Origin of the sequence: Eubacterium sp. F2 (genome assembly GCF_046244355.1) — a bacterium.
GTDB lineage: Bacteria > Bacillota > Clostridia > Peptostreptococcales > Anaerovoracaceae > Aminicella.
Genome location: NZ_CP176393.1, coordinates 1,754,692 through 1,768,393 on the forward strand (window position 1 = coordinate 1,754,692; position 13,702 = coordinate 1,768,393).

At 49.6% G+C, this 13,702-nt stretch carries 12 protein-coding genes; 10 read left to right on the plus strand and 2 right to left on the minus strand.

The features are described 5' to 3' along the window. Positions 1-216 precede the first annotated feature (216 nt). The 8 genes from ACI77B_RS07340 to holA all read left to right on the plus strand — a co-directional run bounded on the left by ACI77B_RS07340 (position 217) and on the right by holA (position 9,764). On the plus strand, positions 217-2,517 hold the full coding sequence (locus ACI77B_RS07340) for a DNA internalization-related competence protein ComEC/Rec2 (protein WP_409336234.1): 2,301 nt from the start codon (positions 217-219) through the stop codon (positions 2,515-2,517). Positions 2,518-2,655: 138 nt separating this feature from the next. Continuing rightward, on the plus strand, positions 2,656-3,411 hold the full coding sequence (locus ACI77B_RS07345; protein ID WP_409336235.1) for a DeoR/GlpR family DNA-binding transcription regulator: 756 nt from the start codon (positions 2,656-2,658) through the stop codon (positions 3,409-3,411). Then, positions 3,411-4,316: a 1-phosphofructokinase gene (gene pfkB, locus ACI77B_RS07350; RefSeq protein WP_409336236.1), complete on the plus strand. Its 906-nt coding sequence runs from the start codon at positions 3,411-3,413 to the stop codon at positions 4,314-4,316. Before ACI77B_RS07345 ends, pfkB begins: the two co-directional genes overlap by 1 nt. A gap of 20 nt (positions 4,317-4,336) precedes the next feature. Beyond that, positions 4,337-6,340 carry a PTS fructose transporter subunit IIABC gene (locus ACI77B_RS07355; RefSeq protein ID WP_409336237.1) on the plus strand — a complete coding sequence of 668 codons (2,004 nt, stop codon included), beginning with the start codon at positions 4,337-4,339 and terminating at the stop codon, positions 6,338-6,340. Between the two features lie 88 nt (positions 6,341-6,428). Continuing rightward, positions 6,429-6,974, plus strand: a complete 546-nt coding sequence (gene msrA, locus ACI77B_RS07360) for a peptide-methionine (S)-S-oxide reductase MsrA (RefSeq protein WP_409336238.1) — start codon at positions 6,429-6,431, stop codon at positions 6,972-6,974. Positions 6,975-7,093: 119 nt separating this feature from the next. Next, positions 7,094-7,351: an HPr family phosphocarrier protein gene (locus ACI77B_RS07365; RefSeq protein WP_178263733.1), complete on the plus strand. Its 258-nt coding sequence runs from the start codon at positions 7,094-7,096 to the stop codon at positions 7,349-7,351. Positions 7,352-7,725: 374 nt separating this feature from the next. Next, positions 7,726-8,685 (plus strand): DMT family transporter, encoded by a 960-nt coding sequence (locus ACI77B_RS07370; protein ID WP_409336239.1) that lies wholly within the window; start codon positions 7,726-7,728, stop codon positions 8,683-8,685. Between the two features lie 23 nt (positions 8,686-8,708). Next, positions 8,709-9,764 carry a DNA polymerase III subunit delta gene (holA, locus tag ACI77B_RS07375; protein WP_409336240.1) on the plus strand — a complete coding sequence of 352 codons (1,056 nt, stop codon included), beginning with the start codon at positions 8,709-8,711 and terminating at the stop codon, positions 9,762-9,764. Between the two features lie 177 nt (positions 9,765-9,941). Here holA and recN read toward each other — a convergent pair whose 3' ends face one another. Together recN and ACI77B_RS07385 are read right to left on the minus strand one after the other, a co-directional pair. Beyond that, complete coding sequence (recN, locus tag ACI77B_RS07380; RefSeq protein ID WP_409336241.1) at positions 9,942-11,573, minus strand: DNA repair protein RecN; 1,632 nt, start codon at positions 11,571-11,573, stop codon at positions 9,942-9,944. Between the two features lie 136 nt (positions 11,574-11,709). Then, a complete protein-coding gene (locus ACI77B_RS07385) occupies positions 11,710-12,177 on the minus strand; it encodes an arginine repressor (RefSeq protein WP_409336242.1) in 468 nt (155 codons plus the stop codon). A 223-nt stretch (positions 12,178-12,400) separates the two neighbouring features. Here ACI77B_RS07385 and ruvC point away from each other — a divergent pair, with 223 nt between their 5' ends. Together ruvC and ruvA are read left to right on the plus strand one after the other, a co-directional pair. Next, on the plus strand, positions 12,401-12,949 hold the full coding sequence (gene ruvC, locus ACI77B_RS07390; protein WP_409336243.1) for a crossover junction endodeoxyribonuclease RuvC: 549 nt from the start codon (positions 12,401-12,403) through the stop codon (positions 12,947-12,949). A 94-nt stretch (positions 12,950-13,043) separates the two neighbouring features. Then, complete coding sequence (ruvA, locus tag ACI77B_RS07395) at positions 13,044-13,640, plus strand: Holliday junction branch migration protein RuvA (RefSeq protein WP_409336244.1); 597 nt, start codon at positions 13,044-13,046, stop codon at positions 13,638-13,640. The last annotated feature ends 62 nt before the right edge of the window (positions 13,641-13,702 follow it).

Consider the following 13,702-nt stretch of genomic DNA (forward strand, 5'->3'; position numbering starts at 1 on the left):
ACTGGAAAATTAAGAACGTGTGTTTTTCATCCAGGACGCGGAGGAAATGCGGTGGTGTCAGGTAATATATTGAATTTTCAACAGATTTCCGGATGACAAAAGATTATTTTCAAGGTGGATTGCACTTGTATTTCGTACATAAAAAAGATATAATGAACATGTGTTCATGATGCTGACGGCTTTCTCAGAGGTTGAGCAATGAGAAGAAAGCTATCAGTGATTTGTTTTATATTTATGGCCGGGATGATTACGGCGTATCTTCATCTGGTCTTCTGCCTGTTTTGCGCTGCCGTTCTGACGGCAGTACTCTGTTTTTCCGATGACAGACAGAGGCTGTTTTCCAGTGCCCTGAAAAAAGCGGCATGGATCAGCTTTATTCTCGGCGCGGCTCTGTTTCTGCTTCAGTCCGCGGCGGTCCGGGACGGGAGGATGCTGAACGGAGTGGAGAGAGTCTGGACGGGAAAGGTGATCCGTGTTTCCCGGACTGCTTCAGGAAGCAGCCGCCTGCTCTGCCGTCTGCAGAACCCGTTACAGGAATCCGCATCAGAGAAAGCGATAAGAATCAGAATGAATCCGTATTCTGCCCAGCGTACCTATCTATATGTAAAAGAAGATCTTCCTTCCGGATCAGAGCTGACGGGAAAGACGATCCGCTTTTCTGCCGCTCTGGAGGAGCCGGAGGGAAGAAGAAATCCCCATACCTTTGATTACCGGCTTTATCTCTTAAGCCGGGGGATTTCTCATACAGCCTTCGCCGATAAGCTGCAGGTTACAGATATTTCGCTGTCCCTGACAGAAAAAATCCAGGCAGAGATTCTCCGCATCCGGGAAACATTCTTAAACGGTCTGAGTATGCCGGATGAAGAAAAACAGCTCCTTGCCGGAGTGCTTTTCGGCTGCACAGAAGAAATGCCGGAAGAAATGAAGGAAGATTTCAGAAGTAACGGTACGGCACATATTCTGGCTGTCAGCGGCCTTCATGTCGGAGTAATTTACGGACTGTACAGGAGATTGACCGCGGGCAGAAAGAAAAAGTATGATCAGATGCTTCTGATCGCATTCCTGCTGTTTTATGGCTGCATTACGCTCTGGTCGGTTTCTGTCGTCCGCGCGGTTCTGCTGATTATTTTCATGACCTTTGGAGATGTGCTGTCCAGGAGGTACGATCTGCTGACATCGCTGGGATTTACAGCGGCATTGATTGCCGCGCATAACCCCTATGCGGTGCTGGGGGCATCCTTTCAGATGTCTTTTCTTGCGGTGACGTCCATCAGTTTTATTTCACCGCTTCTGACAAGAAAGCTCCCTGCATGGCTTCCGTCTGAAGTTCCGGCATCTCTTGCCGTGCAGATCGGGACCGTGCCGTACTGCGCCTGCATGTTCAATCAGATCGCTCTCGGAGCGCTTCTGTGCAACATCCCGGTCCTGTTTCTCCTTGGGATCCTTGCGCCTGCCGGGATTATTTCCATTCCTTTGGTGGTGATTTTATCCGGACTGCCGGAAAACCCTGTCTGCTATGCTATGCTTCAGGGAATCAGCGGGATTCTGCAGTTTCTGTCCGGCGGAATGCTGGAATTGAACCGTCTGCTTTCTCAGAATGGAAGGTTTTCTGTCGATGTGGTATCCGCTTCTCCTGTTCTCCTTGCTGCAGGCGGGCTGCTGGTGTTTTTTGTCTGCTCAGAATTCTTTCAGATCCAGTGGCTGAGAGGGGAAAGAACATATCTTCTGAAACTGGGCATTTTGCTCCTGATCCCCTGTCTTGCTGCGGCGGGGTTCTGCCGGGATGATTTCCGGAAGGCCAGCATCGTTCTGGTCGATGTCGGTCAGGGAGACTGCGTACATATAAAAGGAAAGAAAGATATTCTGCTCGACGGAGGAGGGTCGCCGAAAAAAAACATTGGGAAACAGGTGCTGAAACCTTATCTTCTGAAAAACGGATGCAGAGAGCTGGATGCGGCGATGGCCACGCATCTGCATATGGACCATTTTCTGGGACTTCAGCAGCTGCAGGAGGTCTATCCGGTCCGCTCGATGATTACTAAGGGAAGGGCAGGACAGAGCTGTCCGATCGGCGGAAATGACTATATTGAGATTCTCTGGCCCCTGCGGCAGGATCCGGAGGAAGAGGATGAGAATCTGAACTCGCTTGTTTTCAAGGTTCATGCAGGAGGAATAACGATTCTGGTTACCGGAGATGTGGGAGAGACCGGAGAGCAGGGAATGCTCGAGATGTACAGAGGGACAGATGTCCTTCATTGCGATGTGCTCAAAGTCGGTCACCATGGAAGCCGCTATTCCAGCACGGAGGAATTTATCGATGCCGTGTCTCCGTCCATTGCTGTGATCGGAGTGGGGAAAAAGAATACTTACGGGCATCCCTGCAGGGAAGTGCTGAAGCGGTTTGAACGCCGCAGGATTCCTGTATACCGGACGGATCTGGACGGAGCTGTGGGGATATACAGAGACCGGAAAGGCCGGCTCCGCGTCTGTACCGTCGTTCCCAGAGAAAATACATAAAAAATGCATGATTTTGTGAACATAAATGACTGATTATGATTGACATTGAACGATTATGATGATAGCATGCCAGTATAGTTAAGTTATAAATCATAAACATTCAAGTTCAGAATTTTTAATTAGAGTATGCTAACAGAAATGAGACAGCAGGCCATACTTGATATGGTGCAGAAGAATACGACAGTAACAGTGCAGGAACTGACGGATGAATTCGGAATTTCTGAATCGACCGTCAGAAGAGATCTGACTCAGCTGGATGAAGCAGGACTTCTGCGGAAAATTTACGGGGGCGCTACGGTGCTGGAAGGCGCGATATCTCCAAGGGATTTATCTATGGGAGAGAAAACGACGCTGCATTATGAGGAAAAGAAGGAAATTGCCTCTTATGCGGCTGCGCTGATCCGGCCGGATGATTTTGTCTATGTCGATGCGGGTACCTCAACCCTTCTGCTGGCGGAGGCGGCAGAGCAGGAAAAGGCTGTGTATGTGACGAATTCCATCCGTCATGCGCAGCTGCTTTCGGAGAAAGGATTCCGGACCATCCTCATCGGGGGGGAAATCAAAAATCTCACCCAGGCGATCGTCGGCAGCGAAGCCCTCAGCAGTATTTCAAAATACAATTTTACGATTGGATTTTTTGGATCCAATGCGGTTGATGAGAAACATGGCTTTTCTACGCCGGATGTTACGGAAGCCGCTTTGAAGAGGGAGGCGCTTCACCGCTGCAGCAGCAGGTACGTCCTCTGCGATTCCAGTAAATTCAGCAGGGTTTCCCCTGTCACTTTTGCTTCGTTTCAGGATGCGGTTGTACTGACGGAAAATATTCCTGAGGAAAAGTACCGTAAGTTCAGTAATATCAGGCAGGTGCGGCAGTACCAGAAAGGGAAAAAGTAATGATTTATACGGTAACATTCAATCCGTCCCTGGATTATCTGATTCACATTGATGACTTTAAACCGGGGGAAGTAAACCGGATGTCCTTTGAACAGATTTATCCGGGCGGAAAAGGAATCAATGTGTCCATCGTTCTTCAGGAGTTGGGATGTGAGAGTACGGCGCTGGGGTTTGCCGCAGGATTTACAGGGGATGAAATCCACAGACAGCTTCAGGAAACTGGTGTCAGAAGCGATTTTATCCGGCTTCCATCGGGAAATTCCAGAATTAATGTCAAGCTGAAAACGCCAGGCAGCGAAACGGATATGAATGGTCAGGGACCGGAGATTCCGCAGGACAGAATTGAAGAACTGTTCGACAGACTGGATTCGCTGACAGAAAATGATTTTCTGGTCATCTCCGGAAGTATTCCGGGAAGTCTGCCGGATGACATTTACGAGCAGATCCTGAAGCGTCTGGACGGAAAGTCCATCCCGGCAGCAGTCGATGCAACCGGAGAACTTCTCACAAATGTGCTTTCCTACCATCCATTCCTGGTCAAGCCGAATCATCACGAACTCGGTGAGATTTTCGGTGTTGAGCTGAAAAACAGGGGGGACGTCATTCCATACGCAAAGAAGATGCAGATCATAGGAGCGCAGAATGTTCTTGTTTCCATGGCCGGTGAGGGTGCGGTGCTTGCCGCGGCAGATGGAGAAATCTATCAGAGCGATGCACCGAAGGGAACCGTGCGTAATTCCGTCGGAGCCGGAGACTCTATGGTTGCCGGATTTCTGGCAGGATACCTGAAAAACAGAAATTATAAAGAAGCGTTTCATCTTGGATTGGCCGCCGGCAGCGCTACAGCGTTTTCTGACGGACTTGCATCCGGAGACGATATACGGTCATTAGCAGAAACATTGTAGCAGCATGGAGGAACAGCAGAATGAAAATCACAGAGCTCCTGAAAAAAGAGGGCATCAGGATCGGCGGGTCTGCAGAAAATAAGCAGGACGCAATCAACCAGATGGTTGACTTGATGGTCAATGAGGGAAACATCAATGACCCGGAAAAGTATAAGAAGGCTGTAGAGGCACGTGAAGAGGAAAGTACAACAGCAATCGGAGAGGGAATCGCCATTCCGCATGCAAAAACCGATGCTGTTTCTGCGCCGGGACTTGCAGCAATGACTCTTCCGGATGGTGTCGACTACGATGCTCCGGATGAAGAACCGTCCGACCTGATCTTTCTTATTGCAGCACCGAATACGAAAGACAATGTTCATCTGGAAGTTCTTTCAAGACTATCCACGCTTCTGATGGATGATGATTTTACCGATGCACTCAGAGCAGCGAAAACAAAAGATGAATTTCTGGATATCATCGACAAGGCTGAAAAGGAGAAGCTTGCTGATGAAGAAGAGAAGGAAGCGGAAAATCAGAATCCGGTGAAATCAGAATATCCGGATATTCTCGCAGTAACTGCATGCCCGACAGGAATCGCGCATACCTACATGGCTGCCGAGGCACTGGAGAAAAAAGCCGCAGCGATGGGACTGAAGCTGAAGGCAGAGACCCAGGGATCTGTCGGAGCGAAGAATGTTCTGACCGCAGAGGAAATCGCCCATGCAAAAGGTATTATCATCGCGGCAGACAAGAAAGTTGCGCTTGACCGTTTTGGCGGAAAGCAGGTCCTGCAGACACCGGTTTCCGACGGCATCAACAAGCCGGAAGAGCTGATTCAGACGATTCTCGATGAAAAGGCACCGGTACTGGAAGGAGATGCAGCGCAGTCTGCAGCAGCGTCTTCCGGCCAGCAGAAAGATTCCGCCTGGCATGTCATTTACAAGCATCTGATGAACGGAGTTTCCCACATGCTTCCGTTTGTCGTCGGCGGAGGTATCCTGACCGCGATCGCATTCCTGATCGACCAGGGATCTATCGGAACCTCCTATTACGGCATGGGCAGCACCGCCGCAGCCTTCTTCAAGACCGTCGGCGGAGTTTCCATGAACTTCATGCTTCCGGTCCTCGCCGGTTTCATTGCGATGAGTATTGCAGACCGTCCGGGTCTTGCGGTCGGCTTTGTCGGAGGATTCCTTGCCCAGCAGGGATATACCTTCCATTATCTTGCCCAGCTGTCCTCCTATTCAAAGGGAACCCTGAGCCAGGCACCGACGGCAGTCAGTGCCGGATTCATCGGTGCTCTTCTGGCTGGCTTCATCGGCGGCTATCTCGTCCTCGGCCTGGAAAAGATCTGTGACAAACTGCCGGATTCATTAGAGGGAATAAAACCGGTTTTATTATATCCGCTTATCGGCATCTTCCTGATCGGTATCGTCATGCTCCTGATCAACCCGGCAATGGCCGGACTGAACACCTGGATCTCCCGCGTTCTGAATGGCATGGGAACCTCTAATCTGGTGATTCTCGGCGCTATCGTCGCGGCCATGATGGCGGTCGATATGGGAGGCCCGATTAACAAGGCGGCCTACGTTTTCGGTACTGCCGCCCTTGCGGAGGGAACCGTCACCGTAAAGATTATCATGGCTTCTGTCATGATCGGAGGCATGGTTCCGCCGCTTGCCATCGCGCTTTCCACCACCTTCTTTAAGAACCGCTGGACCAGGGCTGACCGTCAGGCAGGCGTCGTCAACTACATCATGGGACTTTCCTTTATCACAGAAGGTGCGATTCCGTATGCGGCTGCTGACCCGGGAAGAGTGCTTCCTTCCTGCATTATCGGCTCCGCTTTAGCAGGCGGCCTGTCCGCAGCCTTCCGCTGCCAGAGTCCGGCTCCGCACGGAGGCCTCTGGGTGGTTGCCGTCATCGGTCATCCGGGAATGTACGTCCTCGCTCTTGCGGCTGGATCCATCGTCGCGATGCTGATCCTCTCCCTTCTGAAGAAGAAGCTGCCGGAAGAGGAGGTCGTCAGCGAACAGCTCGGATAATAGAAAATTATCGAATATGATGGGACGCCGCGCCGCAGTCAGATGATCATGCCGGTGCGGCGTTCATTCGTTTTGGAGGAAATCGTTAATGAAGAAGATCATTTACCTGGCCGGCGGCTGTTTCTGGGGCGTCCAGAAGTATTTCGACCAGTTTGACGGGGTTATATCAACGGAAGCAGGCTATGCCAACGGGCCGGAAAAGGCAGGTCAGCCAGAACATATACCGACTTATGAAGAGGTCTGTGAAAACAGCGGCCACGCGGAAACCGTGAAGGTGGTCTATGATGAAGAGAAAATCAGTCTGAAGCAGCTTCTGAAATACTATTTTCTGGTTATTGATCCGCTTTCCGTCAACCGCCAGGGGGCGGACAGCGGCATCCAGTACCGGACCGGCATTTTCTATACGGATGAGGACCAGCTTCCTGAAATACGGGAGATTTATCATCGAGAAGAGGAGAAGCTTGGGAAGAAACTGGCCGTTCAGCTTGAGCCGCTGCAGAATTTCTATTCCGCCGAGGAATATCATCAGAAATACCTGGAGAAACATCCGGGCGGATACTGCCACATCCGCACTTCCTATTTCACGATAGAAAAGTGGACGGATGAGGAAAAGGAAAATGCAGGATTGAAATAAGCATGTCATTATAGTATATTTCGTGTATAATGAAATCAGGAAAAGAATCAGGATGATTATGCGCATACCGCATGAATATCGTTTTCGTTGTATTTGTATGAGGAGAAAGGAACTATAAAATGAAAAATTTCAGCTATGTCATTACAGATCCAGAAGGAATCCATGCAAGACCGGCAGGACAGCTCGTTAAGCTGGTAAAGAGCTTCAACAGCACAATCATGATTTCCAAGGACGGAAAGAGCGTAAAGGCTTCCAAGACACTGGGCGTAATGTCTCTCGGCGCAAAGCAGGGATCCACAGTCGAGTTTACCTTTGAGGGCGACGATGAGGATGCTGCATGCGAAGCAGTTTCCAAGTTCATGAAAGAGAATCTGTAAGGACAGATTTAATGCGTATTCAGCTGGAATGGTTTGATGGATGAACATGTTTAAACGGGTTTACATGTTCTGCCAGCCGGAATAGCCTTTAACAAAGGCAAAAAGTTCAGGACAGAGCGGGAATATTCCTGCTCTGTCTTTTTTGATCCTGTGACCTGGCAGAAGCTTCAGGGATCCAGATGTTGATCAAGAGCTGTGGAGCGGCAAGAGACCTGCCAAGCTGATAGTATGTGAGACTGTAACGCAGCCTTATTCAGGACAAAATACGGCAGATATGTTATCATGGACTATACGGTTTTTTAGATGCAGAGTGAAGACCCGCATTAAACGCAGCAAGGGGAAAGGGAAACAGAAAGATGGGGAAATCGGCAGAAATGAAGCACAGCAGTAAGAAGATCGGCATTTTCATGGCGCTGACGGGAGGCATCCTGTGGGGCTGCTCCGGCGTCATGGGAAGCTATCTGTTCGAACATAACGGATTTGATGCGAAGCTTCTGGTCACCTACAGACTTCTTCTCGCGGGTCTGGTCACGGTTCTCTATATTGCGCTGAAAAGCGGAAAAAAGGTATTCTCTATCTTCCGGGATCGCCGATCGTTCAGAGATGAAATCATCTTTTCCTTTATCGGCATGCTTCCGTGTCAGCTGGTATATTTCCTTGCGGTCCAGGTATCGAATCCGAGCACAGCAACCGTTCTGCAGGGATCTGCGCCGATTCTGGTCCTTTTGTTCTATGTGTTCATCGATAAAAGGATGCCGTCCCGCATTGAAGTTCTGGTTCTGCTGCTTGTCATGACCGGAGCCTTCCTGATTACCACGCATGGAAACCTGAATTCCCTTGCAATCACCAGACTGGCCCTGATTTTCGGCTTCGGAGCCGCGCTCTCTGCCGCGATCTACAACGTTCAGCCAGGGCATATTCTTGCGCGTTACGGAGCCGGCCCGGTGACCGGCTGGGCCATGCTGATCAGCGGAATCTGCATGATCCCCTTCTCTCATTTCTGGGACGCGCCTGTCCATATGGACGTAAAAGGCTGGCTGTGTTTCCTTGGCGTGATCATCTTTGGCACCGTCGTGGCGCAGGCAGCCTACATGGAGGGCGTCCGCATCCTCGGAGCCGTGCAGGGAAGCCTGTTTGAGACCGTCGAGCCGGTCGTATCCACCATTCTGACCGTTGCGGCACTCGGCATGACGCTCACACTCTTCGATTACGCCGGAACCGTTCTGATCCTGCTGGGCGTCATTTTGCTGGCGCTGTTCGGCCACCGCAGGTCTGTGCCGGCGAACGCAGAGGATGAGGCCGCTGAGGAGAAGATCATCGAAGGACAAAAATAATTGCAGCAAGGAGGAAGAGCAGTATGTATCAGAAAATGCGCCCAAAACGCGGTTATCAGATCTTTATCAGCGAGCTGAAAAGCGGAGCAGTCAAGCCGGTTGTTTTGTTTTCCGGAGAAGAAGAATATCTGATCAACTGGGCCGGAAACTGGATGATCAAAAGATTTATTCATCCTGCAGCAAAAGCTGTTGACTGCTCCGTGATCGATGGACAGGAAGCAGAAATTCCGGATATTCTGAAGCAATGCGAAACTTTCCCGATGCTTTCTAAAAAGCGTGTCGTCTGGGTAAAAAATTTCACAGCTCTGAAGCAGACCAGGGGAATCTCAGAACATGATGCAGAACTTATTCTTGCATACCTGAAAAATCCGAATCCCTCCGCCATTCTCATTTTCTCCTCTGCAGAAATTGATGGCCGGGCAAAAGTTTTGAAAGCCCTGAAAAAAGAGGGGTCCTGGTATTCCTTTGACGATCTCAGTGAGCAGGAGCTGATGTCCTTTGCCCATAAACGCTTTCAGGCGGCAGGGAAAGTCATCAGCCGTGCAGATATGCGGTATCTGGTGCAGAGCACAGGATATTTTAATAAAGAAAGCAGTTATCATCTCTTTCAGTTTGAAAACGATCTTCAGAAAATCATCGCCCATTCAGAGGGGAATGCCATCAGAAGAGAAGAAATTGAATCCATGATTTCCGGCGATGGAGATACCTTCATTTTCAATCTGCTGGACGGGATCAGCGGAAACGATAAAAAAAGCGCTTTTCAGATCCTCCATAACAAGCTGAGAGAAAACAGCAATGAAGCCGGAAGTATTGTCGGAGCCATTGCCAGCCAGGTCGAGCTGATGCTGGAAATCAGAGAATTCATGGACAAAAGAGGCGGCCGGGTAACAGCCGCCTGGATTAGTAAATATACAGGAATCAATGAATACAGAATCAAAAAAGCTATGAATTATGCACGGCGCTACAGCCTTGAGAAACTTCAGGATATGACCATGGAAATTTACGAAACAAATGAAAATATCGTCAGCGGACTCCTGGACGGAAGAACGGCGCTGGAAATGTATATTGCAAGGATCTGAGGGAAAGCCTGAAGGAAGAACTGAACAGACGCAAAAACAGTAAATCCCCGTTTCACCACCAAGCCTGCCATTTCAAGGTTCCCGGTGAAGCGGGGATTTCGGCTTTCATCCAGATATGAACGGTACAGCCAGGTATCTGCCTGCTCCAAAGAGCAGAGAGCAGAAACACTCCAAGATTTACTGCCGGTGTTTTTCCATAGCCCAAATCAGCTGCTCCGCGCTTTTCATCGTCAGGTCTGTCACTGCGTCACCGCCGAGGAGACGAGCGATCTCCGCAGTTTTCTGCTCCGGATTCAGCAGCTGGATGTGGGAGTAGGTCGCATCATCATCAGAATCCTTGTAAATCCGGTAATTGGTGTCTGCGGCTGCGGCAATCTGCGGCAGGTGGGTGATGCAGATGATCTGGTGATTCTTTGCGATCTGCTGGAGTTTCCTTGCAACAACGCTGGCGGTGATTCCGCTGATTCCGGTATCGATTTCATCGAATATCATGGTCGGAATCTGGTCATCGTCTCCGATGACGTTCTTAATAGCCAGCATGATTCTGGAAATTTCTCCTCCGGAAGCAGTCTTGGCAAGGGATTTCAGAGGTTCTCCCTTATTGGTGCTGATCAGAAATTCGCAGAGATCTCCTCCGGAAGAGGTGATGGCCGGCGCCTTCTCGATGGTAATCTGCAGCTGGGCGTAAGGAAAATTCAGATCGTGAAGTTCCCGCTCAATGGCAGCTTCCAGCTCGGCCGCACTTCTTTTTCTTGCCTCCGTAAGAGAAGCTGTTTTCTCCTTCAGGACGTCCAGGGCGGCTTTTGTCTGCTTTTCCAGACCGGCTTTCTGGTCCTCAAAGTTTTCCACCAGTTCCAGTTCTCCGGCAATCCGGTCTCTGTAAGAGAGAATTTCTTCGATGGAGCGGCCGTACTTACTTTTCAGGCTGTCAATCAGATCGAGGCGGCTGATCACCTGATCTACTTCACCCGGCTGAAAATCCGTCTTTTCCGTGACTGTGCGGATGCGATCATTCAGTTCCTGAAGGTCAGCGCTGATTCCACCCAACAGCCCCGAAATTTCCTTCAGATCGCTTGAAAAAGAGGCGACAGAGGAAATCTGTGCTTCTGCCTGGCCGATCATATTCTCTGCGTTTTCTTCGCCCCCGTTGAGGAGTTCCTGGGCCATGTTCATGGCCTGGAAGATCTTTTCACTGTTTTTCAGTACAGAGATCCGTTCATTCAATTCAGTATCTTCACCGACGCGGAGCTGAGCCGCATCGATTTCCTGAAGTTCATAGCGGCAGAGATTGACTCTTCTTCTGTTCTCGCGTTCATCGTGAAGGAGCTTGTTCAGTTTTCCGCGTACAGCCTTGTAATTGACATAGGCAGAGGTAAACGCCTGAAAGCGGGAACGGATATCCTCATGCCGGAAGGCGTCCACCAGTTCCATATGACGTTCCGGATCCAGCAGGGCCTGATTATCGTACTGGCCGTGAATGTCCGCAATTCTTCCTGCGGCTTCCTGAATCTGACTTAAGGAGACCAGGTCACCGTTCAGCCGGCAGAGATTACGTCCATTTCTGCTGAGTTCACGCGTAATGATGCAGGATTCACCGTCCAGATCAGCCTGCATCTGGATTTTTGCCTTCTCCGCGCCCCGCCGGACAAAGGATGAATCCGCACGTGCGCCAAGAGCAAGGCTCATCGCCTCAATGATAATTGATTTTCCGCTGCCTGTTTCACCGGTAATGACATTCAGACCCGGATGAAAATCCACATCGGTTGATTTGATAATCGCAAAATCCGATATTCTGATGTGTTCAATCATTTCTGCTTCTCCATTATCCGATACTCAGAAGATCAGAAGTGATGAGTCGTGCAGCAGATAAAAAGGGCAGGTCAATCCGCATAATGACCCGCCTTAAGAGATTTCTGCCTTCTTCTGGAGCCGCAGCTGAAGCAGACTAGTTTTCCTGCTTCTTTGCGGTCAGCATCTTGTTGAATAATCCCAGAATTTCATCGACATTCTTTTCATCATCGACGACAATCAGCATGGTGTTGTCGCCGGCAACTGTTCCTGCGATGTGCTCTACGCCGATATTATCTACTGCTTCCGCAGCTGCGCTTCCGCATCCTGAAAGGGTTTTTATCAGGATCAGGTTGTTTACTGCATTGAAGCTTAATACCGTTTCCTTGAAAATCTTAATGAAGCGGTCGGAAATCGGAGCATCAGAGCGTTTGCTGACAGCATACTTATACTTTCCGCTGGAAGAGAGAGTCTTAATCAGCTGCAGTTCCTTGATATCTCTGGAAATTGTAGCCTGTGTGACTTCAAATCCTTCCTTGCGCAGCATGGCTGCCAGTTTATCCTGGGTTTCGATCTCATACTTGCTGATCAGTTCTAGTATTTTATTTTGTCTGGAATAACGCATATTCATCCTCCTGCTCGTGTATAACTATACATCGATTATACCATAGTTATTAGAGAAAATGAATAATCATTTATTTATCCGAGGAATAAAAATGCGCTTCCGGGAAAATATGTTTCTTTTCTGTTCGTATGGACAAACGTATGTTCTTATGATATACTGAGTTCATCAGTTTTGCAAGGGGTTATGGAAGAATTTATTAAAAAAGAAAGGCGGATGGTTGTCAATGAGAATTCTCGGTATCGACCCGGGGTATGCGATTATGGGATGGGCCATTATTGATATGAAGGGGAATCACTTTCAGGCGGTGGATTACGGCGCGATTACGACAGACGCGGGAACACCGATGGAATTCCGCCTTCAGCATCTTTATACGGAGCTGAAATCGATTATTCAGATTTACCAGCCGCAGGAAGCATCGATCGAAGAACTGTTCTTCAACACGAATGCGAAAACGGTTATCCATGTAGGCGAGGCAAGGGGAATTGCCATCCTTGCCTGCGTCAATGCGGGCCTTGAAGTAAATGAATACACACCGCTTCAGATCAAGCAGGGTCTGGTAGGTTACGGAAGAGCAGATAAGAAGCAGGTGCAGGAAATGGTCAAGGCCATTCTGAATCTGGAGGAGGTTCCGAAGCCGGATGATACGGCAGATGCGGTCGCCGCGGCGGTCTGTCACGGACACGCCTATGCGTCGCGGAAACAAAAGAAAAAGCTGGACGAACTGCTGAAAGCCCAGCCGGGGCATAAACTCCGTATCCGTAAAGGAATTTAACCTCTTGCCGGCTGCCTTTTGTCCGGAAACGGTTGAAATATTTACAGAATGCGATAAGATGGAAGATTGTTGGATATAATAGATTGGAAGAAATATGATTCGGTTTTTACAGGGAAAAATTCATCCGCAGATGGATGGCACAGTGATCATCGTGACGGCGTCCGGCATCGGTTTCCGGGTGTTTATTCCGGGAAATTCTCCGCTGTATAAATGTGTGGAGGGCGACGATGTTCAGGTGTATACATCGATGGCAGTCAGAGAGACGGAAATCAGCCTGTATGGTTTTCAGAATGAGCAGGAACTGGAATTGTTCCAGCTGCTGACGACGGTAAAAGGCGTAGGCTCCAAGGCTGCGCTGTCGATTATGGGAACGGCGCCGCTTCAGGAGCTGAAACGGGCAATTGCCATGGAAGATCCGTCTGTAGTGCAGCAGGCTCAGGGAGTCGGCAAGCGTACGGCGGACCGCATTATTCTGGAGCTGAAAGATAAGGTGGACTTCAATCCGGCTGAAGCAGGCGGTAAGGAAGCCATCGCATCTGCGGCAGAAGGAAGCGAACGGAAGATTGCCGTGGAAGCCCTGGAAGCGCTGGGTTACAGCCATGCAGAGGCGGAAGAGGCAGTTCGGCTCGTTGAAGAGGAGGATCTCGACAGCGAGGGCTACATCAAGGCTGCCTTGAAGAATCTGTTTTAGCAGAAATCAGGGATTCTGTCTTTCAGGCAGGAAATATAAGAAGTATAGATGAGGAAGAAAAC

Excerpts from the sequence above, each read along its gene's own strand:
- ACI77B_RS07345 (WP_409336235.1), top strand. The coding sequence starts at position 2,656 with ATGAGACAGCAGGCCATACTTGATATGGTGCAGAAGAATACGACAGTA.
- pfkB (WP_409336236.1), top strand. The coding sequence starts at position 3,411 with ATGATTTATACGGTAACATTCAATCCGTCCCTGGATTATCTGATTCAC.
- ACI77B_RS07355 (WP_409336237.1), top strand. The coding sequence starts at position 4,337 with ATGAAAATCACAGAGCTCCTGAAAAAAGAGGGCATCAGGATCGGCGGG.
- msrA (WP_409336238.1), top strand. The coding sequence starts at position 6,429 with ATGAAGAAGATCATTTACCTGGCCGGCGGCTGTTTCTGGGGCGTCCAG.
- ACI77B_RS07365 (WP_178263733.1), top strand. The coding sequence starts at position 7,094 with ATGAAAAATTTCAGCTATGTCATTACAGATCCAGAAGGAATCCATGCA.
- ACI77B_RS07370 (WP_409336239.1), top strand. The coding sequence starts at position 7,726 with ATGAAGCACAGCAGTAAGAAGATCGGCATTTTCATGGCGCTGACGGGA.
- holA (WP_409336240.1), top strand. The coding sequence starts at position 8,709 with ATGTATCAGAAAATGCGCCCAAAACGCGGTTATCAGATCTTTATCAGC.
- recN (WP_409336241.1), bottom strand. The coding sequence starts at position 11,573 with ATGATTGAACACATCAGAATATCGGATTTTGCGATTATCAAATCAACC.
- ACI77B_RS07385 (WP_409336242.1), bottom strand. The coding sequence starts at position 12,177 with ATGCGTTATTCCAGACAAAATAAAATACTAGAACTGATCAGCAAGTAT.
- ruvC (WP_409336243.1), top strand. The coding sequence starts at position 12,401 with ATGAGAATTCTCGGTATCGACCCGGGGTATGCGATTATGGGATGGGCC.
- ruvA (WP_409336244.1), top strand. The coding sequence starts at position 13,044 with ATGATTCGGTTTTTACAGGGAAAAATTCATCCGCAGATGGATGGCACA.